This window comes from Pseudomonas sp. Teo4 (assembly GCF_034387475.1).
Taxonomy (GTDB): domain Bacteria; phylum Pseudomonadota; class Gammaproteobacteria; order Pseudomonadales; family Pseudomonadaceae; genus Aquipseudomonas.
The window spans coordinates 503,574-528,820 of record NZ_JAXCIL010000001.1; the positions used below are offsets into that span (position 1 = coordinate 503,574).

The following is a 25,247-nucleotide window of genomic DNA, read 5'->3' on the forward strand; positions in this document are numbered from 1 at the left end:
GGCCCGGGCAGCGAATCAACGCTGCCCGGGCGCTTGGCTTACGACTGCTTGGCGCCGCCGCCGATCTGCCAGACATAGGGCGGTTCAGCGCCGTTGACATGCCAGTCACCGATGATGCGTTCCTTGTAGATCACCGGGTTGTGCGAAGCGGCCGTGCGCGCATTGCGCCAGTGGCGGTCAAGCTGGCGGCTGGTGCTGGTGGTGGAGGCGCCCAGGGCATTGAACAGGTCGCTGGTGGCGCGTAGCACCAGGTCGATGGCCGCCACCTGGGCCTGGGCCGATTCCAGTTCAGCGGCGATGTTGGCCTCGCGTTCTGCCGCGGGGTCGTTGGCAAAATGCGCCAGATAGGCCTGCTGGGCGGCGTCGGCGGCGCGCAGGGTAGCGGCCTCGGCGGCATAGACCTGGCCCGAGGCCTTGCCGATCACCTGCAGCACCTGCGGGTCCTGGCTCACCGCGCCGCCATTGCCGTGGCTGAATACCCGCGTGCGCTTGCCCGTTTCAACGCTGAAGTCGCGCAAGGCGGCGCGTCCGGAGCCGGTAATGACCGCGAGCAGGACCAGTTGATAGAACGCGGTCTGGTACTTGAAGCGGCTGCTGAAGTCGATGAGGTTTTCTTCCTCCACCACGGCGTTGGTGAAGACTGAGGTGCCGCTGCCGGTGGTGCGTTGGCCGAAGCCGTCCCAGTCGTCGCTCTGGGTGATGCCTGGTTGTTGAGTGCGGATGGCGGCGATTACATCGGCGCCGGTGTCATCGCGGCGGGCGAACAGGTCGATCCAGTCGGAGAACAGGCTGCCGGTGCTGTAGTACTTGGTGCCGTTGACCACCCACTGCTCGCCTTGGCGCGAAACGCGGGTGATGACATCGCCAATCTTCACCGCACCGATTTCGGTCCAGGCGCAGCCGACCAGGTCGCCGTCGACGAAGCGCTTGAACCAGACATCCTGAGGCGCTTCGGCATGAGCATTCAGGCGGTCCTCGACGAAGGCGAAGTGGCCGCGCAAGGCCTGGGGTACGTTGGAGTCGGCTTCGGCCAGTTCGATCAGCAGTTTAAACAGCTGCGCCAGCGACGCCCCGGCGCCGCCATGCTCGACCGGCACGCGTACGGCACCGAAGCCGGCTTCCTTCAGCCAGCGGATGGGTTCAAAGGGCAGGGTGCGGTTGCGCTCGCGCTCTACGCTGGATTCAGCGATGCGGGCGAAGATCGGTCGGAAACGGGCGGCGAGGCTGGCATAGTCGGTGCCGTTGGAGTGGGGTGGCAGGTGGTGTTCGAGGGCAGTCATCGGAATACTCCTGGTAGCTAACGGAAAGTTCGCCTGCCGCTGGCAGACGGCTTGCCTTGACCGTTGCACAGGTCGTGCCGCCTCCTGAAAGCCCCGCTGGGCAAGGCTTTCAGGGTGTTCGTGAGTGATTTGGCTGTTTCGTCCAGGGCAATCTGCTGACCATGTGTGTGCCAGGCAACAGCTTCATGAGGCGACCTTGAGGGAGCAACTGCATGGTGTTGCCTGTACTGGCCTCATCGCCGGCAAGCCGGCTCCCACAGGTACTGCGGTGGTCTCAATGTGGGAGCAACTGTCTTGTGTTGGCTGTACTGGCCTCATCGCCGGCAGCCGGCTCCTACAGGAGCTGCAGTGATCTCACGATCGTCGCGGTCCATGTGGGAGCCGGCTTGCCGGCGATGAGGCCGGTACAGGCAGCACAAGTTCTGCGCTGACCTTGAGATCACTGCCTTAGCCCGTGCCATACACCACGTTGCCTCCTACGATGCGGCGGCAGCTCGGCCAGCGCGAACGTCGAAGGCGCCGCCAGTGAACGCCCCGTCCACGGTCACCTTGCTTTTACCCGGCAGCAGTGGGAACACCAACTCGGCAAAACGGTAGGCCTCTTCCAGGTGCGGGTAGCCGGACAGCACGAAACTGTCGACGCCCAGGTCGGCGTATTCCTTGAGCCGCGCGGCAACGGTCTGCGGGTCGCCCACCAGCGCGGTACCTGCGCCACCGCGTACCAGGCCGACACCGGCCCACAGGTTGGGCGCCACTTCCAGTTTGTCGCGGCCGCCGCCGTGCAGGGCAGCCATGCGCCGCTGGCCTTCGGAGTCCATCTTGGCGTAGTTGGCCTGGGCGGCGGCGATGGTGGCGTCGTCGAGGTGGCTGATCAGCTCATTGGCGGCAGCCCAGGCCGCTTCGTTGGTTTCCCGTACGATCACATGCAGGCGCACACCGAAGCGCACCGTGCGGCCATGCTTGGCCGCGCGGGCACGCACGTCGGCGATTTTTTCCGCCACCGCAGCCGGAGGTTCGCCCCAGGTCAGGTAGGCATCCACATGCTTGGCCGCCAACTCGTGCGCCGCGACTGAAGAGCCACCGAAGTACAACGCAGGGTAGGGCTTCTGCACCGGCGCGAAGAAGTTCTGCGCGCCGCGCACCTTCAAGTGCTTGCCGTCGAAGTCGACCGTTTCGTTCTGCAGCAGGCGGCGCCAGATGGTGAGGAATTCGTCCGAGGCCTGGTAGCGTGCATCGTGGTCGAGGAACACGCCGTCAGCTTCCAGTTCGGTGGCGTCGCCTCCGGGGACGACGTTGAGCAGCACGCGGCCACCACTGGCCTGGTCCAGGCTGGCGGCTTGGCGGGCCGAGGCAGTGGGGTTGCCCAACGAGGTGCGCAGCGCCACCAGCAGCTTGATGCGCTGGGTCACCGGCACCAGGCTGGCGGCGGTCACCCAAGGGTCGAGGCAGCTGGCGCCTGTGGGAATCAGCAGCCCGTCGTAGCCGAGCTGGTCGCAGGCAACGGCGATCTGGCGCATATAGGCATTGGTGGCGGGCCGGCCGCTGGCTGAGTGGCCCAGGTAGCGGGTGTCGCCGGAGGTGGGCAGGAACCAGAAGATGTCCAGGCTCATGAGGTTGATCCTTGTGCGGTATCGTTGTTCAGATCGACAGTTGCACGACCCTGTTCGGGCGTGCATTGATGTCCGGGCGGCGGCGGTTGACCACCAGTTCGCCGATGGCGATCAGCCGTGCCCGGGTGACGTTGCGGCTCAGGCCCAGCAGGCTGGCAGTGTGCACCTGGTTGCAGTGGCAGAAACGGTAGGCGGCCCGCAGCAGGCTGTCCTCGACCTTCTCGTGAAGGCCGCCGGCCTGTTCCTCGAATAACCGGTGAAAAGCGCGCAGCAGCTGGTTTTCGGCGCTGTCGTGAAGCTCCGCCGGTGCTTGCTCTTGGCGCTCGATGCGCATGTGCGAAAGGCGCAGGTCGCTTTCTTGCACCAACCCGTCGCGGCACACCAGCAGGGTGTGGTGAATGACGTTTTCCAGCTCGCGGATATTGCCCGGCCAGTCATAGGCAGTTAGCTTGCGCTCGGCCTCCTGGCTCAGCTGTACTTCGCCGTAACCCAGGCGCTGGCAATAGGTTCCGATGAAATGGCGGGCCAGCGGCAGTACGTCACCGGGCCGTTCGCGCAGTGGGTAGAGCTGCAGGCTGACCACGTCGAGGCGGTAGTAGAGGTCCTCGCGGAAGTTGCCGGCGCTGATGGCTTTTTCCAGTTGCACGTTGGTGGCGGCCACCACCCGCACGTTGATCGGAATGCTCTTGCGTGAGCCCAGGCGCACGACTTCGCGCTCCTGCAACACCCGCAGCAGCTTGACCTGAATGGCCATGGGCAGGTCGCCGATTTCATCGAGGAACAAAGTGCCGCCATTGGCTTCCTCGAACCAGCCGGCCTTGGCGGCCAGGGCGCCGGTGAAGGCACCTTTCTCGTGGCCGAACAGTTCGGCCTCGACCAGCGACTCGGAGAACGCCCCGCAGTTGACCGCGAGGAAGGGGCCGTTGCGGCGCCCGCTGAGGTTGTGGATGTGGCGCGCGACCAGCTCCTTGCCTGTGCCGGTCTCGCCAATGATCAGGACGCTGGCCTCGCTGGGGGCGACCTGTTGCAGGTGGGAGAGAAGCGCCTGGGATCTTGGGTCTTCGAAGACTTGTGCAGTCGCCCGGATCGAGGTAGCCAGTGTCGGCGAAGGGGGGAGGGTCAGCAGTTGCATGGGTATCCCTACGAATAGAAAGAGGGGCTGGGTCGTGTCTGGTTCAGCGCCCACTCACCCAGCTCATGGAGTTTGTAGTCCAGTGGATCGTGCAGGCTCTGGGTCCGCAGGTTGCGCCAGTAACGGTCCAGGCGCAGTGAGGCGTGGGTGGCCCGGGCACCGGTCACTTCGAACAGGCGGTTGCAGATGTCCAGGCCGGTACGGGTGGCGGCCACTTTGGCCGTAGCGATCGACAGGGCCAGTTGTGCGCGCTCTTCTGCACCCAGGGCATGGTCCTTGCGCCAGGCCTCGTCGAGCTGTTCGGCGGCACGTTCGACCAGTACGCGCACACCTTCAAGGCCAACCCAGAACTCGCCGTAGTGGCGCAGGATGTAAGGGTCTTCGCTGACGTGTTCGGCTTTTGAGCGGAACCAGGGGCGCCCCTCCTTGAGGGTGTATTGCCGCGCTTCCTCCAAGGCGCCTTCGGCGATGCCGAGGAATACGTGGGCGAAGTGCAACTGGGCAATCAGCGGGCGCAGACAGGCGAAAGGGGTGCTCAAGGGGCCGGGTTCGAGCAGCAGTTCGTTTTCTTCGACGCGTACCCGCTCGAAGGTAGCGCTGCCGCTGTCGGTCTGGCGCTGGCCCATGTTGTCCCAGTCGCCGTGCAGGGTGATGCCGGTGCGGCCGCTGGGAATGGCGGCAATCAGCAGCTTGCCGCCAGCGCTTTCGTCGATGGCCGAAGCAATCAGCATTTCTGAGTCGCTGGCGCCGGAGCAGAAGCTCTTCTTGCCGGAGAATTCGCGCCAGCCGTCGAACTTGCGGACCACCGTGCGCGTGTCCAGCGGGTTCAGGGCATTGCCCCAGAACCAGTTCTTGCGCGCAGTCTGCTCGAACCAGGGTTGCCACTGGTCGGGGCGGGCGAACAGTCGGACGGTGGCCAGCATCAGGTGCTGGAAACCAAAGACGTGGGCGATGGAGCTGTCGACCTTGGCGAACTCGCGCACCACGCCGAGGGTTTCGCTCCAACTGCCACCGTAGCCGCCAAACTGCGTCGGAATGCTCAGTGCCAGCAGGCCGCTTTGGCGAATGGCGTCGCGCTGCTGCTTGGGCGTGCCGCCAGCCTGGTCACGCTCGACGGCGCTTTCAGCGAACTGCGCGGCAAGCTGGCGAACGCTTTGCAGCGGATTCAGCACGGTCGCTTGGTAGTGGTTTCTCACGCGTCGATCCTCGCTGAAAGGCACAGCAGAAAGTGAAGGGTGTGACTCATGCGGGCTCCTCAGGCGATCTTGCGCAAGGCGTGTGCCTGGCCGGTGAACAAGTGGGCGGCACGTTCGGCGGCCAGTGCGATGCGGGCCTGCAGCGGGCCGCTGACGATGCGGTAGTCGGCGAAGTCGGCTTCGCTGGCGTAGACGCCGATGGGCAGGGTCAGTGCCTGGAAGAAGCTGAACAGCGGGCGCAGCTGGTGATCGAGCACCAGGGCGTGTCGCTCACTGCCACCGGTTGCCGCCAGCAGCACGGGCGTGTTGGTCAGGCTGTCCTGGCCGACCAGGTCGAACAGATGCTTGAACAGACCTGGGTAGGTGCCACGGTAGACCGGGGTGGTCACCACCAGCAGGTCAGCGGATTCGATCAGACGCAGTTCATGCTCGACGGTGTCCGGCAGGTCCTTGCGCCACAGCGCGCCGCCCAGCGGGCGGGCGATGTTGCCCAGCTCGATCAGGTGGGTATCGATGGCAAGGTGCTGGCTGAGTTCGGCCAGGATGGCTTCGGTCAGGGCCAGGGTGCGGGAAGGTCGCGAGGTGCCGCCGGAAAGGGCGACGACTTTCAAGGGAGTGCTCATCCGGTGTGTTCCTTCTAGTGTTGCTTGAGGTTCACCGGGTTAGAGCAAGTGCCGTACCAACGTGCAAAGCGCCGTATTTGCTGGGTTTGCGCGTTGCAGGGCGCCTGTGTGCTGTTGGTTGGCAGGTCGAACTGCTGAATCACTGTTGCTGTGGAAACAGTGATTCAAGTGTTGCTGGGGCAACAATGTCGCCCCAGGCATCCGCTGTGAAACGTGGCTTCAACCCTCCCGAAGGACGGCCAGCGGGCTGGCGTTCAATGCCCGTCGTGTGCCCAGCACGCCGGCACCGCCCACCAGTAGCGCGCCGGCCAGCGGCAGCACCAGCAGCCAGGGATGCGGGCTCCATTGCAGGTCGAAGGCATAGCGATACAACACCAGCGTGATCAGCTCGCAGCCCAGCGCCGCCAGTGTGCCGCTGACCGCGCCCAGCAGCCCGAACTCGATACGCCGGGCCTTGACCAGCAGCGGCCGCGCCGCGCCCAGCGCACGGAGCAGTGCACCTTGGCGAATGCGCTCGTCGAGTGTCGCCTGCAACCCGGCGAACAACACTGCCAAGCCCGCCGCCAGTACGAACAACAGCACGTATTCGACCGCCAGGGTGACCTGGGCCAGGATGCTGCGCAGCTGCTCGAGCAAGGCATCGACCTGAAGGATGGTCACCGCCGGGAATGCCCGCGACAGTGCCACCACCTCCAGGTCGTGGCCGGCCCCCAGGTAGAAGCTGGTCAGGTAGGTGGTCGGCAGCCCTTGCAGCGTGCCCGGCTGGAAGATCATGTAGAAATTCGGCTGGAAGCTGTCCCAGTGCACGCTGCGCAGGCTGCTGACCCGCGCCTGGCGCTGCTGGCCGCCGATGTCGAAGGTCAGCAGGTCGCTCATCTGCAGCTTGAGGCTGGTGGCCAGCTCCGCTTCAACGGAAACCCCAGGAATCTGGTCGGCTGGCGGGAGTGCCTGCCACCAATTACCTGCGGTCAGCGTGTTGCCTTCGGGCAGTTCGGCGGCCCAGGTCAGGCTCAAGTCCCTTTGCACCGCGCGCTCGCCCGCCGAGTCCTTGCTGACCACTTGCTGCACCGGTTGCTCGTTGATCTGGATCAGCCGCCCCGGCGTGACCGGGTACAACGGCGCCGAGGTGGCATTGACCTGATGCAGGCGCTGGGCGAACGGTTCGCGATCGTCAGGCAGGATGTTCAGGGCGAAATGGTTGGGGGCGTCCTTGGGTAATTGTGCTTGCCAGGTGTCGAGCAGTTCGGCACGCAACAGCGCGACCAGGGCCATGGCCAGCAGTATCAGGCCAAAGGCCAGGGCCTGGCCGGCGGCGGCCATGGGGTGGCGTAGCAGTTGGCCCAGCCCCAGGCGCCAGGTCAGCGGCGCACCTGCCAGCAGCCGCCGCAGGCTGCGCAAGCCCAGCAGGAGCAGGCCTCCAAGCAGCAGGGCGGCGAGCAGGCCGCCGCCGAGCAGGGCGAAGGTCAGCAACAAGTCGAGGCTCAGGCGCCACATGATCAGCCCCAGTGCGAGCAAGGCCGCGCCGTACACCAGCCAGCTGCTCGGTGGCACTGGCAGCAGGTCGCGGCGCAGTACTCGCAAGGGCGGGACCTGGCCGAGGGCGGCGATGGGGGGCAGGGCAAAGCCGGCCAGGGCCACCAGCCCGGTGCCAATGCCTGCCAGCGCTGGCGTCAGGCCGCCGGGTGGCACCACGCTGGGCAGCAGGCCTTCGAGCAGGCGGAACAGCCCCAGCTGCGCCAGCCAGCCAAGCAGGGCGCCGGCCAACGCAGCCGCCAAGCCGAGCAAGGCCAATTGCACACAGTACAGGCCCAGGGCTTGGCGACGGGAAAGCCCCAGGCAGCGCAGCAGTGCGCTGGCGTCCAGCCGCCGCGCCGCGTAACGGCTGGCCGACAAGGCCACGGCCACGCCCGCCAGCAGCACCGCCACCAGGCTGGCCATGTTCAGGTAACGTTCGGCCTTGCCCAGGGCGCCGCCAATCTGCTGATTGCCGTCGCGGGTGTCGCGCAGCCGCTGGTTGGCTGCCAGCCCGGCTTCCACGGTTTGGCGGTACTGGGCCAAGGCTGGGCCTTCGCCGCGCCACAGGTCACGGTAGGTGACCCGGCTGCCAGGCTGGACAACCCCGGTGGCAGGCAGGTCCGCGAGGTTCATCATGACCCGGGGTGTCAGGCTGTAGAAGTTGTTGGCGCGGTCCGGTTCGTAGGTGAGCACGCGGCTCATGCGCAGGGTTTTCATGCCCACGTCGATGCTGTCGCCAACTGACAGCCCAAGGGCGGCCAGCAGGCGTGGCTCGACCCAGGCTTCACCTGGGGTGGGCCCGCCACCTGGGGTTTCCTCTGCATAAGGTGCTGGGGCACTGCGTACCTGCCCGCGCAGCGGATAGGCAGCATCGGTGGCCTTGATGCTCGACAATTGAATGCCGGTGTCACCGCCCACCACACTGGTGAACTCGACCACCTGTGCATGGCGCAGCCCCAGGGACTGGCCTTCGTCTATCTGTTCCTGGCGTGCCGGCGAGCTGCCCTGTAGCACCAGGTCAGCCCCCAGGAACTCGCTGGCGCGCAACTGCATGGCGCCGTTGAGGCGCGCACCGAAATAGCCAATGGCGGTGCTGGCAGCCACCGCCACCAGCAGGGCGAAGAACAGCACGCGCACTTCACTGGCGCGGGCATCGCGCAGCAGTTGGCGGGCGGCCAGGCCGCACAGGCGGGAGAGGGGCATGTGGGTCATCAGGCCTCCACAGGGGCTACCAGGCGGCCCGCGTCCAGGCGGATTTGGCGACGGCAGCGCCGGGCCAGGCGCTCGTCATGGGTGACCAGCACCAGGGTGGTGCCGCGTTCCTTGTTCAGTTCGAACAGCAGGTCGCTGATGCGCTCGCCGGTGTGGCTGTCCAGGTTGCCGGTGGGTTCGTCGGCGAACAGCACCGCAGGTTGCGCGGCAAACGCCCGGGCGATGGCCACCCGCTGCTGCTCGCCGCCGGACAGTTGGCGTGGCGTGTGGCTCAGGCGCTTGCCCAGGCCGACGCGCTCGAGCAAGGTGCGGGCATGCTCGCGGGCATCGCGACGGCCGTCGAGTTCCAGTGGCAGCATCACGTTTTCCAAGGCGTTGAGGCTGTCGAGCAACTGGAACGACTGGAACACGAAGCCGACATGCTCGGCACGGACCCGCGCGCGCTGGTCTTCGTCCAGCGGCCCCAGGTCGTGGCCTGCGAGAATGACCTGGCCGGCGCTGGGGCGATCCAGCCCGGCAAGCAGGCCCAGCAAGGTCGACTTGCCGGAGCCCGAGGCGCCGACGATGGCCAGGCTGTCGCCTTGGGCGAGGTCCAGGGAGAGGGCGTGGAGGATGGTCAGGTCACCTTCCGCGCTGGGGACCACTTTGCTAAGGTTCTGCGCAACGAGAATGCTGGGGCCCATGGAGAATCCAATGCGAGTGTGGTGGTTGAGTGCCGGTCTGGCCCTGTATTGCCTGGCCCAGAGCGCGGCAGCGGGAACACTGCTGGTTGTCGGCGATAGTATCAGCGCCGGTTTTGGGCTGGATAGCCGGCAGGGCTGGGTTTCCCTGTTGCAGCAGCGCCTGCGCAACGAGGGTTTCAGCGACCAGGTGGTCAATGCATCGATCAGTGGCGACACCAGCGCAGGTGGCCAGGCGCGGCTGCCGGCGCTGCTTGCGGCGCACAAACCGACCCTGGTGGTGCTGGAGCTGGGAGGCAATGACGGGCTGCGCGGGCAGCCGCCACAACAATTGCAACAAAATCTTGCCTCGATGATCGACCAGTCCCGTGAAGCCGGGGCCAAAGTGGTGTTGCTGGGCATGCGCCTGCCGCCCAACTACGGGGTGCGTTACACCACCGCGTTCAGCCAGGTGTTCGAGCAGCTGGCGACACAGAAACAGGTGACGCTGGTGCCGTTTTTCCTGGAAGGCGTTGGCGGGGTTCCGGAGATGATGCAGGCCGATGGCATCCACCCGACGCAGGGCGCCCAGCCGCGTTTGCTGGAAAATGCCTGGCCGGCGATAAAACCCTTGCTGTGACGCTTTAAACGGGGCCGGCTTTCGGCTAATGTTGCGCCCCCCGTTTCGAGAGCCCCCAATGCCGCGCCCTGCCTGGTCCTTGTATGCCTATCAACTGATCGAGCCCGATGAACAGCTCGACCTGTTCGCGTGCCAGGAAATCCGCGTTCATCTGGTGGCCCGTCAGCTCGAGCTGGGGGTGCCTGTGGACCGTACGCTGTGCGGCGGCCTGCTGCCCGCGCAGCCCCGTTGGTCGGGGGTTCAGCGTTCGGTCTACCGCGACAACCGTCTTTGCACGCTGTGTCGGGCGATTCTCGAGGCACAGCGGCGCGGTATGCGCCCGGTCTGGCCGGAACTCTGAGCACCTTTCATCATCTGAAACGCATGCAGGTCGCCAATGCCTCCCGTTCACAACGGGGCGGGTGTACAATCGACTGTCTTGAGCCATCTTTCGAAGGATTTACCGGATGTTGCCGCGCTTTCCCGCCGTCACCCGTAGCCTGTCCCTGGCCGCCCTGCTGGTAGCTGGGCCCGCCGTCGCGCTGGAGCTGCCCTTGCCGCCACCCGGTGAAGATGTCGTGGGTCAAGTGCAGGTGATCAAGGCCAAGTACGAGGACACCTTTGCCGACATCGGCACCGCCAATGACCTCGGCTACCTGGAAATGATCGCCGCCAACCCGGGGGTCGATCCGTGGCTGCCGGGCGCCGGTACCGAGATCGTCCTGCCGACCCGCTACGTGCTGCCGCCAGGGCCGCGTGAAGGCATTGTCATCAACCTCGCCGAATACCGCATGTACTACTTCCCGAAAGGGCAGAACGTCGTGCACACCTTCCCGCTGGGTATCGGCCGGGAAGGGTGGGGTTCGCCAATCGCCAACACCAAGATCACTGCCAAAACGCCCAACCCTACCTGGACGCCACCTGCTTCGATCCGTGCCGAGCACGCCGCCGATGGTGACATCCTGCCTGCGGTGGTGCCGGCCGGCCCTGACAACCCGCTGGGGCCGTTCAAGTTCACCCTGGGTGTGCCGGGCTATCTGATCCACGGTTCGAACAAGAAGTTCGGTATCGGCATGCGTACCAGCCACGGTTGCTTCCGCATGCTCAACAACAACGTGGTGGAATTGTCGAAGATGGTGCCGGTGGGTACTCCGGTTCGCATCATCAACGAGCCTTACAAGTTCGGTATCAGTGGCGGCAAGGTCTATCTTGAGGCTCACACGCCGCTGGACGATCATGGCAACCCTTCGGTAGTCGACAAGCACACTGCGGTTATCAACGCCTTGCTCAAGCGTGAAGACATGGCCAACAACCTGCGCATGAACTGGGACATGGTGCGTGACGTAGTCGCCGCAGAAGATGGCATGCCGGTTGAGATTGCAGTCCCGGTCAACAACCAGGGCGCTGCGCCCATGGTGTCGAGCATACCGGCTGAACTGCAGTAAGCCCGTTCTTGCGATGCCTTTGAGGCCTGCCTTAGTGCAGGCCTTTTCGTTTCTGCCGCAGACAGTCAGGCAAAAACGACAGGCAATAAAAAAGCCGACCCACAAGTGGGTCGGCTTCTCAACAATCCGTGAGGATTATTACTTGCGGCTGGCTTTGTCCAGCATACGCAGAGCGCGCTCGTTGGCTTCGTCAGCGGTCTGCTGAGCCTTCTGAGCGGCTGCCAGTGCGTCGTCAGCCTTACGGTAGGCTTCGTCTGCACGAGCTTGAGCGCGAGCTGCTGCGTCTTCAGTCGCAGTCAGACGAGCTTCGGTTTCTTTGGATACGCTGCTGCAACCGGTAGCCAGAACTGCGGCCAGAGCCAGAGCAGAGAATTTCAGAACGTTGTTCATCGTGTTCCCCTTCAAGGACTTTCTATTAAATAGCCATCTCTCGGAAAAGAGAAACTGGCCGGCGTACATAGTACCCATTACTTGTAGTAAGTAAACTGACTAAGCGCAAGAACTGCAAAAAAAATGTTGCCGGAGGGGTAGCCGACAAGATTTGTAGGGGATTTGTGAAAAAAACGTACAGGCGCTGCAAGCGATTGTAGTAGTAGAACTTTTTTGTTGAACTAACGGTGACTTTAACTGTCGGTTGACGTCTTAAGCCCAAGAGCATCCGGCTGCTGTTCGGAGTCCAGGGTTAGCGATTTACCGTGGAGTTCCGAGCTTTTTAATCGCAGCCACCTTGAGCAATCCCGCTTGCGGCGCCTACTATTTGGGAGTGCCCAGCCGACCGAACGATTGCAATCGCCTTGTGGTCCAAGGGGCAGAAGGTGGCGTAGAGGTTCCTCCGCCGGATAAACCATCATCGGTTAAGGTAAGGGTCTGCCAAAAAGGACCTGTGAGGAGTAGTGATGAGTGAAGCGCTGACCATCCACCATGACCAGGCCGGTCATCAGTTCGAGACCAATGTGGACGGTCACCGTGCCTACCTGACGTACATGGATCTGGGCAAGCAGACGCTGGACATTTATCGCACCTTCGTGCCTAACGCCCTGCGCGGCCGTGGAATTGCCGCAGCGCTGACCGAGAAGGCTCTGGAGTACGCCGATCAGATGGGTTACACGGTGATTCCGTCCTGCTCTTACGTGGAGCGCTACATGGAGCGTCAGCAGCGCCATTCGAGCAAAGTCTGACTGAGTTCCGAATACGAAAACGCCGGGCAATGCCCGGCGTTTTCGTTTATCCCGGCCTTAGCCGCGCTTGCGCTGTGGCAGCACGTCCTTGAGCTTGGCGTGCATGCTGCGCAGGGTCTTTTCGGTGGCGGACCAGTCGATGCAGGCATCGGTGATCGAAACGCCGTATTGCAGCTCGTCCAGATTCTTCGGAATCGACTGGCAGCCCCAGTTCAGGTGGCTCTCGACCATCAGGCCGATGATCGACTGGTTGCCTTCGAGAATCTGGTTGGCGACGTTCTCCATCACCAGCGGCTGCAGGGCCGGGTCCTTGTTGGAGTTGGCGTGGCTGCAGTCGACCATGATGTTGGCCTTGATCTTGGCCTTGGCCAGGTCCTGCTCGCACAGGGCGACGCTGACCGAGTCGTAGTTCGGCTTGCCGTTACCACCGCGCAGTACCACGTGGCCGTATGGGTTGCCTTTGGTGGTGACGATGGACACGCCGCCTTCCTGGTTGATGCCGAGGAAGCGGTGCGGCTTGGAGACCGACTGCAGGGCGTTGATGGCCACGGTCAGGCCGCCATCGGTGCCGTTCTTGAAGCCGACCGCCGAGGACAGGCCCGAGGCCATTTCACGGTGGGTCTGGGACTCGGTGGTGCGGGCGCCGATGGCCGACCAGCTGATCAGGTCCTGCAGGTACTGCGGGGAAATCGGGTCGAGCGCCTCGGTGGCGGTCGGCAGGCCCATTTCGGCCAGGTCCAGCAACAGCTGGCGACCGATGTGCAGGCCATCCTGGATCTTGAACGAGTCATCCAGGTAGGGGTCGTTGATCAGGCCTTTCCAGCCGACGGTGGTGCGTGGCTTCTCGAAGTACACGCGCATGACCAGGTACAGCGTGTCGGAGACCTCCTCGGCCAGCACCTTCAGGCGCTCGGCATATTCGTGGGCCGCCTTTATATCATGGATCGAGCAGGGGCCGACCACGACGAACAGGCGGTGGTCCTTGCCGTCGAGGATATTGCGCACTACTTCGCGGCCGGCAGTCACGGTCTGCAGGGCCTTGGCGCTGAGGGGGATTTCCTTCTTGAGCTGATCAGGGGTGATCAAGGTCTCGTTGGAGGCAACGTTTAGGTCATCGATCGGTAAATCAGCCATCGTGTTACTCGTCAGGTCACGGGTGCCGGCCGCCAGCAATCCCCGTGCGGCCCAGCAGCAAGAATATTCGCAGCGGGGAGCCGAACCTTAGCGCGTTAAAGGGGGCGCGACAATGGGCTGAGTCCCGTCGTTGCGGGGTTTTTCCCGAAGACTGTGGCGCTTGGCATCGATTCAGGTGCTTCGCAGCGGCAAACCGGTGTAAAAAAGCGCACCGTCCTTTATCTGGAGATCAGCATGCATTCTGGCAAACCGCGCATCGGCATCATCGGCAGCGGCGCCATCGGTGGCTTCTATGGGCTGATGCTGCAGCGTGCCGGCTTCGACGTGCATTTCCTGCTGCGCAGTGAATATGACGTGGTGCATCAGCACGGGCTGACCCTCGACAGCGCGGTGCACGGCAAGCTGCAAATGAAGGTTCAGTCTTATGTCGACGCCCAAGACATGCCGACCTGTGATTGGCTGCTGGTGGGGGCCAAGGCCACCAGCAACCTAGAGCTGGCGCCGCTGATCGTGCAGGTGGCCGCGCCGGATGCCCGCGTGGTGTTGCTGCAGAACGGCCTGGGTGTGGAGGCTCAACTGCGCCCGGCACTGCGCGACGACATGCACCTGTTGGGCGGCTTGTGTTTCATCTGTGTCAACCGTCAGGCACCGGGGCTGATTCGGCATCAGGCGTTGGGGGCGGTTCATCTGGGTTATCACAGCGGGCCGAGCAAGGACGGTGGTGCGGCGATTGTCGAAGAGGGCGCTGGTTTGTTCCGGGTGGCGGGTATCGACTCCAAGGCCATGAGCAATCTTGACCAGGCGCGCTGGCAGAAGCTGGTGTGGAATGTGCCATACAACGGCCTGTCGGTATTGTTGCGGGCCAGTACCACGCCGCTCATGGCAGACCCGGACAGTCGAGCATTGATCCAGGCCTTGATGGCAGAGGTTGTCCAGGGTGCGCTGGCTTGTGGGCACTCGCTGCCTGAAGGCTACGCCGAACAGCTTTTCCGCATGACCGAGCAGATGCCGGATTACTGGCCCAGCATGTACCACGACTTTGCCCAGCAACGTCCGTTGGAGCTGCAAGCCATTTATGCAGAACCACTGGCCCAGGCACGTGCGGCCGGCTGCCGCCTGCCGAACATGGAAATGCTCTATCAGGCACTGGCATTCATCGACCGCGCCAGTCGTCACGTCTGAGGCTGCCCAGGCCCGCGTCCCACGGTGCGCTGGGCGGCGAAGCGAGGCTGCTTGGCGCTGCTAAGCTGAAGCTTGCTCTGCCGTAGCGGCAGTCGAGGAGGTCGAATGATCCGTTCCATGTTGTATGCCACCGACCTCGGTGTTTACGCGCCATTTGTCATGCAGCATGCCCTGGCTTTGGCGCGAACCTTCAACGCGGAGTTGTACGTGATCCACGCAGTGGAGCCGATGGGGCAGTTCGCCGAGTCCCTTCTGCAGAGCTACCTCGACGAGCAGACCTTGGACGAGCTGCACAGCGAAGGCGTCAACACGGTCATGGCCAACATCGAACAGCGCGTGCTGGAAAACTTCCGCGAGGAGTTGGGGGAGGAGGCGGACCTGGCGGTCATCAAAACCGTCAGGGTGCGGCAGGGTGACCCTGCCCAGGTGATTCTCGATCAGGCGCAGCGCCTGGCGGTCGACCTGCTGATTTTTGGTAGTCATAGCCAGGGGGCGGGTGTCGATGTCCCCATTGGGCGCACGGCGGTGCGCTTGCTGCAATTGTCGCCGGTACCGGTGTACATGGTGCCGCTGGCTCAGCATCTTGGGCGTAGGAAAACGTGAACTTGGCGGTAGGGCGTTTCCGGAGGCATGTAACAAAATAGTTCTAGATTTATTTCGATAACCACTAATATAGTTATATATCGTCGCTGCCTGCAGCCGGTGACTTACCGCTGATCCGAGGGAAACCTATGAAGCTTCAACAACTGCGCTACATCTGGGAAGTGGCGCACCATGACCTGAACGTCTCTGCGACGGCACAGAGTCTGTATACCTCCCAGCCTGGGATCAGCAAGCAGATCCGCCTGCTCGAGGATGAACTGGGTGTTGAAGTCTTTGCCCGCAGCGGCAAGCACCTGACCCGGGTTACGCCCGCGGGTGAGCGCATCATCAACACCGCAGGCGAAATCCTGCGCAAGGTCGAAAGCATCAAGCAGATCGCCCAGGAATTCTCCAACGAGAAGAAGGGTACGCTGTCCATCGCCACTACTCACACCCAGGCTCGCTATGCACTGCCGCCAGTGATCAGCAGCTTCATCAAGCAGTACCCGGAAGTGTCCCTGCACATGCACCAGGGCTCGCCCATGCAGATTGCCGAGATGGCCGCTGACGGCACCGTCGACTTCGCCATTGCCACCGAGGCCCTGGAGTTGTTCGGCGACCTGATCATGATGCCGTGCTACAAGTGGAACCGTTGCGTGGTGGTGCCGCAGGGCCACCCGCTGACCAAGCTGCCGAAGCTCACGCTGGAAGCCGTTGCCGAGTACCCGATCGTGACCTACGTGTTCGGTTTCACTGGCCGCTCCAAGCTGGACGAAGCGTTCAACCACCGCGGCCTGACACCGAAGGTGGTGTTCACCGCTGCTGACGCTGACGTGATCAAGACCTATGTGCGCCTGGGGCTGGGCGTGGGTATCGTGGCCAAGATGGCGGTCGACACCAAGCTCGACAGCGACCTGGTGGCCCTGGACGCCAGCGAATTGTTCGAGGCCAGCATCACCAAGATCGGCTTCCGTCGTGGCACCTTCCTGCGTGGCTTCATGTGCGACTTCATCGAGAAGTTCGCCCCGCACCTGACCCGCGAGGTGATGGCCAAGGCCATCCAGTGCCATAACAAGCAAGAGCTCGAAGAGCTGTTCGACGGCGTCGAGCTGCCGGTGCACTGATTACACCAGGCATGAAAAAACCGGCTTGAGGGCTAATGCCTGTCAGTTGAGGTAATTGGGCTGCTCTGCAGCCCATCGCAGGCTTCGCCAGCTCCCACGGATTGAGTGCGCTTCTTGACGCATGCATCTGATCTGTGGGAGCTGGCGGAGCCTGCGATGGACCGCAAAGCGGTCCCTCTGGCTTAACTTACTGTGGGTCAGGCCTTGCTGATCAGGTTGCCAGCGTGCAGCCCGCATTCCTTCTGGGTCGACTCTTCCCACCACCAGCGGCCTTCGCGCTCGTGCTGGTTCGGCAACACCGGGCGGGTGCAGGGCTCGCAGCCGATGCTGATGAAGCCGCGCTCGTGCAGGCTGTTGTACGGCAGTTCGAGCATGCGGATATAACCCCAGACTTCCTCACTGGTCATTTGCGCCAGCGGGTTGAACTTGTACAGGGTGCGCTCGGGGGTGGAGAACGCCGTGTCGATTTCCAGTGCCGCCACCTGGCTGCGGGTGCCAGGGCTCTGGTCGCGACGCTGACCGGTGGCCCAGGCGCTCACCGTGGCCAGTTTGCGCCGCAGTGGCTCGATCTTGCGGACGCCGCAGCACTCGCCATGGCCGTCCTTGTAGAAGCTGAACAGGCCCTTTTCCTTGACGAACGGGTCCAGCTTGGCGCGGTCCGGGCTGAGGATCTCGATCGGCAGGTTGTATTGTTCGCGCACCTGGTCGATGAAGCGGTAGGTTTCCGGGTGCAGGCGGCCGGTGTCGAGGCTGAACACCTTGACCTGCTTGTTCAGCTTCCAGGCCATGTCGACCAGCACCACGTCCTCGGCGCCGCTGAAGGAGATCCACAGGTCGTCGCCGAAGTGCTCGAAGGCAAGCTTCAGGATGTCCTGTGGGGACTTGTTGGCATAGGTCGCGGCCAGGGCGGCGACGTCGAAGGGTTGGCTCATCAGGCGGTTTCCATCTTGGCTGTGGCGCTGTGCGCTCGTAGTGGTGTGATGGTAACAAAAAATGGCGGGGTAGACGCGCCCGCCTGCTGAATCACAGGCCTTGCAGCGTCTGCATCAACACCCGCACCTTGGCGATCGACTCTTCGTATTCCGCCTGCCAGTTGGAGTCCGCCACTACGGCGCCGCCGCCCCAACAGCTGGCTTGCCCATCCTTGATCAGCAGGCTGCGAATGGCGATGGAGCTGTCCATCTCGCCGCGCACGTCCACGTACAGCAGCGAGCCGCAGTACAGGGCGCGGCGTGTAGGCTCAAGCTCGTCGATGATCTGCATGGCGCGGATTTTCGGTGCGCCGGTGATCGAGCCGCCGGGGAAGCTATCGCCGATCAGGTCCAGGGCGTCCTTGTCGTTGGCCAGGCGACCGGTAATGCTGCTGACCAGGTGGTGGACGTTGGGGTAGCTCTCCAGGCTGAACAGCTCAGGCACCTTGACCGAGCCAATCTGGCAGGTGCGGCCCAGGTCATTGCGCAGCAGGTCGACGATCATCAGGTTTTCCGAGCGGTCCTTGGGGCTGTGACGCAGCTCTTCGGCGTTGCGCAGGTCCTCGGTTGGGTCGGCTGAGCGTGGGCGGGTGCCCTTGATTGGCCGGGTTTCGACCAACCCTTGGCTGACCCGGATGAAACGCTCTGGAGAGAAGCTGAGCAGCGCGCTGCCGTCGGCCAGTTGCTGAAAGCCCGAGAACGGCGTCGGGCAAGCCTTGCGCAGAGCCTGATAGGCACGCCAAGGGTCACCCTGGCAGGGCGCACGGAAGCGTTGGGTGAGGTTGATCTGGTAGCAATCGCCGGCCTGAATGTACTGCTGGACCTGGTCGAAGGCGACTTTGTATTGCGCCGGGGTCAGGTCGCCGGTCATCGGGGCAAGCAGCTGGAATTCAGGGTGCTCGACGCCCTCAGGGGCTTCGAACAGGCTGATCAGTCGCGCTTGCTCGGTGCTGTCCAGGCTTGGGTGCAGGACCAATTGGCTGGTGCCCAGCAGGTGGTCGGTGACCAATGCCCAGGCATACAAGCCCAGTTGCGCGTCGGGCAGGTCCAGGTCGTCGATGGCCTGGCTTGGCAGGTGCTCCAGGCGACGGCCGAAGTCGTAGCTCAGGTAGCCGATCAGGCCACCGGCGAACGGCAGTTCAACACCCTCGGGCAGCTCGGCCCGGCCCAGTTGCGCCAAGCCGTCACGCAGGCGTTGCAGGAAGGCGCGCCCCGTTTCATCAGGCTGCGCTTGCAGGTGCTGCATGGGCCAGGCGCTGAGCAGGTCGAAGCGGCCACGTTCGGCGCCGGGGCGGGCACTGTCGAGCAGAATGGCGCCAGGAGCCTTGCGCATGCGTGCGAAATAGGCGGCGGGGTCGGGCTGGTAGGGTAGAGGGTGGAGCGTACAGGTCGGCATCAGAATGGACGGCGATGAAAAAGCGAGGGGGCGATTGTAGACCTGTGTGGGATAAGCGCCTAGCACTGGGCGCGACATTCACCGTTGCGTTTTATGTTGGGGCCGCAAAGCGGCCCCTCTGGGTTTGCTAGCGCGAATTCACGTGCCCGAACAACCCCTGCGCAAAGCGCACGCGCTGCTCGGCATCCTCGGTTTCGCCATTCTTCGCCAGCGCTTCCAGATGCGCCTCGATGGCGTGGGTGCGTTGGGTCAGACCGCAGTCGTTGGCGATCTGGATGTTCAGGCCAGGGCGGGCGTTGAGTTCGAGAATCAACGGCCCCTTGTCCTGGTCCAGCACCATGTCCACGCCAATGTAGCCCAGGCCGCACAGTTCATAGCAACTGGCAGCCAGCTTCATGAAACCGTCCCAGTTCGGCAGTTGCACGCCGTCCACCGCGTTGGTGGTGTCCGGGTGCTTGCTGATGATCCGGTTCAGCCAGGTGCCGCGCAGCGTCATGCCGGTGGCCAGGTCCACACCCACGCCGATGGCGCCCTGGTGCAGGTTGGCCTTGCCGCCGGACTGGCGGGTCGGCAAGCGCAGCATGGCCATTACCGGGTAGCCCATCAGCACGATGATGCGGATGTCCGGCACGCCTTCGTAGCTGATGCTCTTGAAGATCTGGTCCGGGGTCACCCGGTACTCGATCAGTGCGCGGTCGCGGTGGCCACCGAGCGAGTACAGGCCAGTCAGGATGCTGGAAATCTGGTGCTCGATTTCCTCATGGCTGATGATCTTGCCGGAGACCGTGCGGTAGTTGTCCTCGAAGCGGTCGGCAATTACCAGGATGCCGTCACCGCCGGCGCCTTGCGCCGGCTTGATGACGAAATCGTTGCGCTCGCCAATGATCTGGTCGAGCTTCTCGATCTGTTTTTCGGTCTCGATGATGCCGTACATTTCCGGCACGTGGATGCCGGCGGCCAAGGCGCGTTCCTTGGTGATGATCTTGTCGTCGACGATCGGGTACAGGTGGCGCTTGTTGTACTTCAACACGTAGTCCGCGTTGCGCCGGTTGATACCCATGATGCCCCGGGCCTCCAGGGCTTTCCAGGTCTTGATCAGGCCGAACATCAGGCGTCAGCCTTCTTCAGAAAAGCCTTGAAGCGCACGAGCTCGGTCAGGCGGTAGCCGCGGTAGCGACCCATCGCCAGCATGAAGCCCACCAGAATCAGCAGCACCGCCGGGAAGGTGAAGACGAAGTACACCAGCTCCGGTACGGTCATCAGCAGGTGCGCGAGCGAGGCCGCGAACAGGGTGCCGATGGCGACTTTCATGGCATGGCCGCCGCCACGTTCTTCCCAGGTGATCGACAGGCGCTCGATGGTCATGGTCAGAATCACCATCGGGAACAGGGCGACCGACAGGCCGCGCTCAAGGCCCAGCTTGTGGCTGAACAGGCTGATGGCGGCAATCAGCACCACCACGAAGGTCAGCACCACCGACAGGCGCGGCAGCATCTGCAGCTTGAGGTGTTCGAGGTACGAGCGCAACGACAGGCCCAGGGCGGTGATCACCGTGAACAGGATGATACCGAAGCCCAGTTGGGTCTCGCGGAAGGCCAGGGCGATCAGCACCGGGGTGAAGGTACCCAGGGTCTGGACGCCGATCAGGTTGCGCAGCACCAGGATCACCAGCACACCGATCGGGATCATTACCATGATCATGAAGGTTTGCTGGGTCTGCAGCGGCAGGCCGTACAGGGAGTACTCGAGGAAGTCGGCGTCGGTGTTCTCGTCGGTCAGCTTGGCCAGGCGGATGGCGTTCATCTCGCTGTTGTTCATGCTGAAGGTGACGTTGGCTTTCTTGCCACCATCGACGGTGATCAGGTTGTCATCGCCGGTCCACCACAGCAGGCGGTCGCTAGGCAGGCCTTGCTCGCCGGTGTCCGGGTTGAAGTACAGCCAGTCGGTGCCGTTGAAGCTGCGCAGCCACAGTTCAGGTGTTTGCGGGGTGTCGGCGACCAGGCGGATGGTGTGGACCTTCTCGATCGGCACGTGGGCGATCGACAGCAGCAGGTCGATGACCTGGGCCTTCTTCATGGCCGAAGTGTCGCCGGCCAGCAACAGCTTGACGTTGTCATCGTTGAGATTGTTGACACGTTTGATGGTCTCGCTGACGAAGGTCTCGACGTCGGCCGAGTGCTGGCGGATCGGCGCCATCAGCGCTTCGGCGGCGATCTTCTCAGGGCCTTCGACAGCCAGGCTGTCACGGAAGGTCGGGCCTTTTACCGTGGTCTTTTCCTTGCTGTAACGCTTGGTCAGTACCAGGCGGTAGTAGAGCGTCTGGTTGCCACTGGCGCGGCGCGCCGACCAGGTCACCTTGCGGTTGCCGTCGGCCCGGTTGACGCTCACCCCGTAGTTGTTGGAGATGAAGCTCTCGTTGAGGCTGACGTAGTCGCGGTTCAGGGGCGGTACGAACATCTGGATCTTGACCGGGTCCTTGGCGCTGGCCACGAACTCGACCTTGGCGTCGATGTTCCACAGGTCATCGGTTTCGTCCTCGGTCACCGGAATGCCGAGGAAGAAGATCTGATAAGCCGTGACCGCCACGCCCAGCAACACCAGCACGGTGATCAGGACTTTCAGATGGAGGGTAAGAGAGCGCATCGGGGTTACTCTGCTTTGGGAGCTTCGGTGGCACAGGCAGGTTTGCCGGCCGCGTATTTAAGGCTTGGGTCGACCAGCGCGTCGAAGTGCTTGAGCGCCTCGGAGCCGATCAGCAGCGGGAACTGGAAAGCGCTGCGGTCGGTGAGGTTGACTTCGATGGTGCGCAGGTTCTGGCCCATGCAGATTTCGAGTTCGATGACCGGGCGGGCCGTGTAGGCCTTGCCGGAGTCAGCATCATAGTCGCCAGCGCGGCGCTTGATTTTGCTGACGCGGGCCAGAGGGCGCTCGATCGGGTGCGAGTGGGCGGCATCAATGGCCAGGTAGAAGCGCACCCAGCTCTCGCCATTGCGCTTGAAGCGCTTGATGTCGCGGGCACTGAGGGAGGCGGTCTTGGCGCCGGTGTCGAGCTTGGCGGCCACCTCCAGGTCGAGGTCGCCCAGGCGAGCGTATTCGTTCAGACCATACACGGTCTTGCCCGCCGCCTGGCCAAGGGCCGGCAGCAGGGTGAGGCATGACAGCAGTAAAACGGGTGTAAGTCTCATAATCCTGGCGCGGTGCTGTGCAGGGTTCGGGGCAAGGCGACTGGCAACTACTGCGCAAGCTTCCTCGTTCATCTGTCAACAACATGAATGGATGACAGACACGCAATCCATACTCCGTTGGAGGCGCGGCATTCTATCACGACGATGTCTTGGCGCCAGCGCGTCGCAATCAGACAGCGCAGGGCTTGGGTAAGTTCGTTCTTAGACAATTGTCGACAATATTGATTTTGTCTTTGACTGTTGGCGCCTGATTCGCTAGTTTCTGGCGAAGTGACTAGCAAGGTGTCAACAATATGCTCGACCTTTCCATCGACAGCCCCGCGGTGAACGACGAAACGGAAACCTTGTCCGAGAACGTCTTCCGCCGTATTCAGGCCGCGATCGTCAAGGGCGAGATCGCCCCCGGCAGCAAGATCTCCGAGCCTGAGCTGGCGCGTACCTACGGCATCAGTCGCGGCCCGCTGCGCGAGGCCATCCACCGTCTGGAAGGGCAGCGCCTGCTGGTGCGGGTGCCGCACGTCGGGGCGCGGGTGGTGTCGCTCAGTCATGCCGAGCTGATCGAGCTTTATGAAATCCGCGAATCCCTGGAAGGCATGGCCTGCCGTCTGGCCGCCGAGCGCATGAGCCTGGCCGACATCGACGAGTTGCGCCGGGTGCTCGACACCCACGAGCGCGACGCCGCGTTCCAGGCGGGGCAGGGCTACTACCAACAGGAAGGCGACTACGACTTCCACTACCGGATCATTCAGGGCAGCGGCAACCAGACCCTGGTCAAGATGCTCTGCGGCGAGTTGTACCAACTGGTGCGCATGTACCGCATCCAGTTCTCTGCCACGCCCAATCGGCCACGCCAGGCCTTCGCCGAGCACCACCGCATCCTCGACGCCATCGCCGACCGAGACGGCGAACTGGCCGAACTCCTGATGCGCCGCCACATCGGCGCGTCCAAACGCAACATTGAGCGTCACTACCTGGACGCCAACAACAACAGCCCACGAGGTGAGTCATGACTGTGAAGAGCACCCCCGGTCAGCGTTTTCGCGACGCCGTAGCTGCCGAGCATCCGCTGCAAGTGGTCGGCGCGATCAACGCCAACCACGCCCTGCTGGCCAAGCGTGCCGGTTTCAAGGCCATCTACCTGTCCGGTGGCGGCGTCGCCGCAGGTTCCCTGGGCCTTCCGGACCTGGGCATCAGCGGCCTGGATGACGTATTGACCGATGTGCGCCGTATCACCGACGTCTGCGACCTGCCGCTGCTGGTGGATGTCGACACCGGGTTTGGCGCTTCGGCCTTCAACGTCGCCCGTACCGTGCGTTCGATGATCAAGTTCGGCGCTGCGGCCATTCACATCGAAGACCAGGTGGGCGCCAAGCGTTGTGGGCACCGTCCGAATAAAGAGATCGTCACTCAGCAGGAGATGGTCGATCGCATCAAGGCGGCGGTGGACGCCCGTACCGACGACAGCTTCGTGATCATGGCGCGTACCGACGCTCTGGCTGTTGAAGGTCTGAACGCCGCCCTGGATCGCGCCGAGGCCTGCATCGAGGCTGGCGCCGACATGATTTTCCCGGAAGCCATCACCGAGCTTTCGATGTACAAGACCTTCGCCGACCGCGTAAGGGCGCCGATTCTGGCCAATATCACCGAATTCGGTGCAACGCCGCTGTACACCACCGAAGAACTGGCTTCGGTCGACGTGTCGCTGGTGCTGTACCCGCTGTCGGCCTTCCGCGCCATGAACAAGGCGGCTGAAAACGTCTACACCGCACTGCGCCGCGACGGTACCCAGAAGAACGTGGTCGACACCATGCAGACCCGCATGGAGCTCTACGATGCCATTGGTTACCACGCTTTCGAGCAGAGCCTGGATGCGTTGTTCGCCCAGAAGAAAGGTTGAGCCTGTGCTGGCCTCATCGCCGGCAAGCCGGCTCCCACAAGGGACTGCACTGGTTTTGAGGCATGCACTGTCCCTGTAGGAGCCGGCTTGCCGGCGATAGGGCCCACACAGACACCCCGAATTAGCCAGAAAGATTCCATAACAATTTCAAGAAAGGAGAAACACCATGGCCGAAGCAAAAGTACTCAGTGGCGCAGGCCTGCGTGGCCAGGTGGCCGGCCAGACCGCATTGTCGACAGTCGGCCAGGCCGGTGCCGGGCTGACCTACCGCGGCTACGATGTCCGTGACCTGGCGGCCGGTGCCGAGTTCGAGGAAGTCGCCTACCTGCTGCTGTACGGCGAGCTGCCAAGCAAGGCTGAACTGGCCGACTACAAGCGCAAGCTCAAAGGCCTGCGCGACCTGCCGCAAGCCCTCAAGGAAGTGCTTGAGCGCATTCCCCGCGATGCCCATCCGATGGACGTGATGCGCACCGGTTGCTCGGTGCTGGGTACCCTGGAGCCCGAGCTGACCTTCGAGGCCCAGCGCGAGAAGACCGACCGCCTGCTGGCCGTGTTCCCGGCGATCATGTGCTACTGGTACCGCTTCACCCACCAGGGTGTGCGCATCGACTGCACCAGTGACGAAGACACCCTGGGCGGGCACTTCCTGCACCTGCTGCACGGCAAGAAGCCGAGCGAGCTGCACGTCAAGGTGATGAACGTCTCGCTGATTCTCTACGCCGAGCACGAATTCAACGCCTCGACCTTCACCGCCCGCGTCTGCGCCTCGACCCTGTCCGACCTGTACTCGTGCATCACCGCGGCCATCGGTTCGCTGCGTGGCCCGCTGCACGGTGGCGCCAACGAGGCGGCGATGGAGCTGATCGAGCGCTTCCAGAGCCCGCAGGAAGCGGTGACCGAGCTGCTGGCCATGCTCGAGCGCAAGGACAAGATCATGGGCTTCGGCCATGCCATCTATAAAGAGTCCGACCCGCGTAACGAGGTGATCAAGGGTTGGTCGAAGCAGCTGGCCGATGAAGTGGGTGACAAGGTGCTGTACCCGGTCTCCGAAGCCATCGACAAGACCATGTGGGAGCAGAAACGCCTGTTCCCCAACGCCGACTTCTACCATGCCTCGGCGTACCACTTCATGGGTATCCCGACCAAGCTGTTCACCCCGATCTTCGTCTGCTCGCGCCTGACCGGCTGGGCGGCGCATGTCTTCGAGCAGCGTGCCAACAACCGCATCATCCGCCCGAGCGCCGAGTATGTCGGCGTCGAGCAGCGCCAGTTCGTGCCGATCGAGCAGCGCTGATACAGCAGGCCAT

The 25,247-nt window shown here is 63.3% G+C and carries 24 protein-coding genes; 10 read left to right on the forward strand and 14 right to left on the reverse strand.

The window, feature by feature from the left end; all coding sequences use genetic code 11:
• Positions 1 to 38: 38 nt before the first annotated feature.
• From PspTeo4_RS02545 to PspTeo4_RS02575, 7 genes are all read right to left on the reverse strand, one after another.
• Positions 39 to 1,280 (reverse strand): acyl-CoA dehydrogenase family protein, encoded by a 1,242-nt coding sequence (locus PspTeo4_RS02545; protein WP_322362148.1) that lies wholly within the window; start codon positions 1,278 to 1,280, stop codon positions 39 to 41.
• A 476-nt stretch (positions 1,281 to 1,756) separates the two neighbouring features.
• Positions 1,757 to 2,890, reverse strand: coding sequence for an FMNH2-dependent alkanesulfonate monooxygenase (ssuD, locus tag PspTeo4_RS02550; RefSeq protein ID WP_322362149.1), 1,134 nt, complete (start codon positions 2,888 to 2,890; stop codon positions 1,757 to 1,759).
• Between the two features lie 28 nt (positions 2,891 to 2,918).
• Positions 2,919 to 4,022, reverse strand: a complete 1,104-nt coding sequence (locus PspTeo4_RS02555; protein WP_322362150.1) for a sigma-54 dependent transcriptional regulator — start codon at positions 4,020 to 4,022, stop codon at positions 2,919 to 2,921.
• Positions 4,023 to 4,030: 8 nt separating this feature from the next.
• On the reverse strand, positions 4,031 to 5,218 hold the full coding sequence (locus PspTeo4_RS02560; protein WP_322362151.1) for an acyl-CoA dehydrogenase family protein: 1,188 nt from the start codon (positions 5,216 to 5,218) through the stop codon (positions 4,031 to 4,033).
• A gap of 59 nt (positions 5,219 to 5,277) precedes the next feature.
• Positions 5,278 to 5,841, reverse strand: coding sequence for an FMN reductase (msuE, locus tag PspTeo4_RS02565; RefSeq protein ID WP_322362152.1), 564 nt, complete (start codon positions 5,839 to 5,841; stop codon positions 5,278 to 5,280).
• 219 nt (positions 5,842 to 6,060) lie between these two features.
• Entirely contained in the window at positions 6,061 to 8,568 is a 2,508-nt protein-coding gene (locus PspTeo4_RS02570; protein ID WP_322362153.1) for an ABC transporter permease, read from the reverse strand.
• Positions 8,568 to 9,251: an ABC transporter ATP-binding protein gene (locus tag PspTeo4_RS02575; protein ID WP_322362154.1), complete on the reverse strand. Its 684-nt coding sequence runs from the start codon at positions 9,249 to 9,251 to the stop codon at positions 8,568 to 8,570. The genes PspTeo4_RS02570 and PspTeo4_RS02575 overlap by 1 nt, the downstream gene beginning before the upstream one ends.
• Before the next feature lie 10 nt (positions 9,252 to 9,261).
• Here PspTeo4_RS02575 and PspTeo4_RS02580 point away from each other — a divergent pair, with 10 nt between their 5' ends.
• From PspTeo4_RS02580 to PspTeo4_RS02590, 3 genes are all read left to right on the forward strand, one after another.
• Positions 9,262 to 9,867: an arylesterase gene (locus PspTeo4_RS02580; RefSeq protein ID WP_322362155.1), complete on the forward strand. Its 606-nt coding sequence runs from the start codon at positions 9,262 to 9,264 to the stop codon at positions 9,865 to 9,867.
• Positions 9,868 to 9,925: 58 nt separating this feature from the next.
• On the forward strand, positions 9,926 to 10,207 hold the full coding sequence (locus PspTeo4_RS02585) for a hypothetical protein (protein ID WP_322362156.1): 282 nt from the start codon (positions 9,926 to 9,928) through the stop codon (positions 10,205 to 10,207).
• Between the two features lie 106 nt (positions 10,208 to 10,313).
• Positions 10,314 to 11,291 (forward strand): L,D-transpeptidase family protein, encoded by a 978-nt coding sequence (locus tag PspTeo4_RS02590; RefSeq protein WP_322362157.1) that lies wholly within the window; start codon positions 10,314 to 10,316, stop codon positions 11,289 to 11,291.
• Between the two features lie 138 nt (positions 11,292 to 11,429).
• On the opposite strand, the gene oprI is transcribed toward PspTeo4_RS02590, so the two are convergent.
• Entirely contained in the window at positions 11,430 to 11,681 is a 252-nt protein-coding gene (gene oprI / locus PspTeo4_RS02595; protein WP_003259780.1) for an outer membrane lipoprotei OprI, read from the reverse strand.
• A 506-nt stretch (positions 11,682 to 12,187) separates the two neighbouring features.
• Here oprI and PspTeo4_RS02600 point away from each other — a divergent pair.
• A complete protein-coding gene (locus PspTeo4_RS02600; protein WP_023379662.1) occupies positions 12,188 to 12,469 on the forward strand; it encodes a GNAT family N-acetyltransferase in 282 nt (93 codons plus the stop codon).
• A 57-nt stretch (positions 12,470 to 12,526) separates the two neighbouring features.
• On the opposite strand, the gene PspTeo4_RS02605 is transcribed toward PspTeo4_RS02600, so the two are convergent.
• Complete coding sequence (locus PspTeo4_RS02605) at positions 12,527 to 13,603, reverse strand: 3-deoxy-7-phosphoheptulonate synthase (protein ID WP_085674649.1); 1,077 nt, start codon at positions 13,601 to 13,603, stop codon at positions 12,527 to 12,529.
• 234 nt (positions 13,604 to 13,837) lie between these two features.
• On the opposite strand from PspTeo4_RS02605, the gene PspTeo4_RS02610 reads away from it, so the two are divergent.
• From PspTeo4_RS02610 to cysB, 3 genes are all read left to right on the forward strand, one after another.
• Positions 13,838 to 14,785: a putative 2-dehydropantoate 2-reductase gene (locus PspTeo4_RS02610; protein WP_322362158.1), complete on the forward strand. Its 948-nt coding sequence runs from the start codon at positions 13,838 to 13,840 to the stop codon at positions 14,783 to 14,785.
• Positions 14,786 to 14,890: 105 nt separating this feature from the next.
• A complete protein-coding gene (locus PspTeo4_RS02615) occupies positions 14,891 to 15,388 on the forward strand; it encodes a universal stress protein (protein ID WP_322362159.1) in 498 nt (165 codons plus the stop codon).
• A gap of 128 nt (positions 15,389 to 15,516) precedes the next feature.
• Positions 15,517 to 16,491, forward strand: a complete 975-nt coding sequence (gene cysB, locus PspTeo4_RS02620; RefSeq protein ID WP_322362160.1) for an HTH-type transcriptional regulator CysB — start codon at positions 15,517 to 15,519, stop codon at positions 16,489 to 16,491.
• A 197-nt stretch (positions 16,492 to 16,688) separates the two neighbouring features.
• On the opposite strand, the gene PspTeo4_RS02625 is transcribed toward cysB, so the two are convergent.
• From PspTeo4_RS02625 to PspTeo4_RS02645, 5 genes are all read right to left on the reverse strand, one after another.
• Positions 16,689 to 17,423, reverse strand: a complete 735-nt coding sequence (locus tag PspTeo4_RS02625) for a phosphoadenylyl-sulfate reductase (RefSeq protein WP_322362161.1) — start codon at positions 17,421 to 17,423, stop codon at positions 16,689 to 16,691.
• A 91-nt stretch (positions 17,424 to 17,514) separates the two neighbouring features.
• Entirely contained in the window at positions 17,515 to 18,858 is a 1,344-nt protein-coding gene (gene pabB, locus PspTeo4_RS02630) for an aminodeoxychorismate synthase component I (protein WP_322362162.1), read from the reverse strand.
• A 127-nt stretch (positions 18,859 to 18,985) separates the two neighbouring features.
• On the reverse strand, positions 18,986 to 19,966 hold the full coding sequence (locus PspTeo4_RS02635) for an alpha-L-glutamate ligase-like protein (protein ID WP_322362163.1): 981 nt from the start codon (positions 19,964 to 19,966) through the stop codon (positions 18,986 to 18,988).
• Entirely contained in the window at positions 19,966 to 21,501 is a 1,536-nt protein-coding gene (locus tag PspTeo4_RS02640; RefSeq protein ID WP_322362164.1) for an inactive transglutaminase family protein, read from the reverse strand. Before PspTeo4_RS02640 ends, PspTeo4_RS02635 begins: the two co-directional genes overlap by 1 nt.
• Positions 21,502 to 21,506: 5 nt before the next feature.
• Positions 21,507 to 22,043: an ATP-dependent zinc protease gene (locus PspTeo4_RS02645; protein ID WP_322362165.1), complete on the reverse strand. Its 537-nt coding sequence runs from the start codon at positions 22,041 to 22,043 to the stop codon at positions 21,507 to 21,509.
• Between the two features lie 293 nt (positions 22,044 to 22,336).
• On the opposite strand from PspTeo4_RS02645, the gene PspTeo4_RS02650 reads away from it, so the two are divergent.
• The 3 genes from PspTeo4_RS02650 to prpC all read left to right on the forward strand — a co-directional run bounded on the left by PspTeo4_RS02650 (position 22,337) and on the right by prpC (position 25,234).
• A complete protein-coding gene (locus tag PspTeo4_RS02650; protein WP_322362166.1) occupies positions 22,337 to 23,053 on the forward strand; it encodes a GntR family transcriptional regulator in 717 nt (238 codons plus the stop codon).
• Complete coding sequence (prpB, locus tag PspTeo4_RS02655) at positions 23,050 to 23,940, forward strand: methylisocitrate lyase (protein WP_322362167.1); 891 nt, start codon at positions 23,050 to 23,052, stop codon at positions 23,938 to 23,940. The genes PspTeo4_RS02650 and prpB overlap by 4 nt, the downstream gene beginning before the upstream one ends.
• 166 nt (positions 23,941 to 24,106) lie before the next feature.
• Complete coding sequence (prpC, locus tag PspTeo4_RS02660) at positions 24,107 to 25,234, forward strand: 2-methylcitrate synthase (RefSeq protein WP_322362168.1); 1,128 nt, start codon at positions 24,107 to 24,109, stop codon at positions 25,232 to 25,234.
• The last annotated feature ends 13 nt before the right edge of the window (positions 25,235 to 25,247 follow it).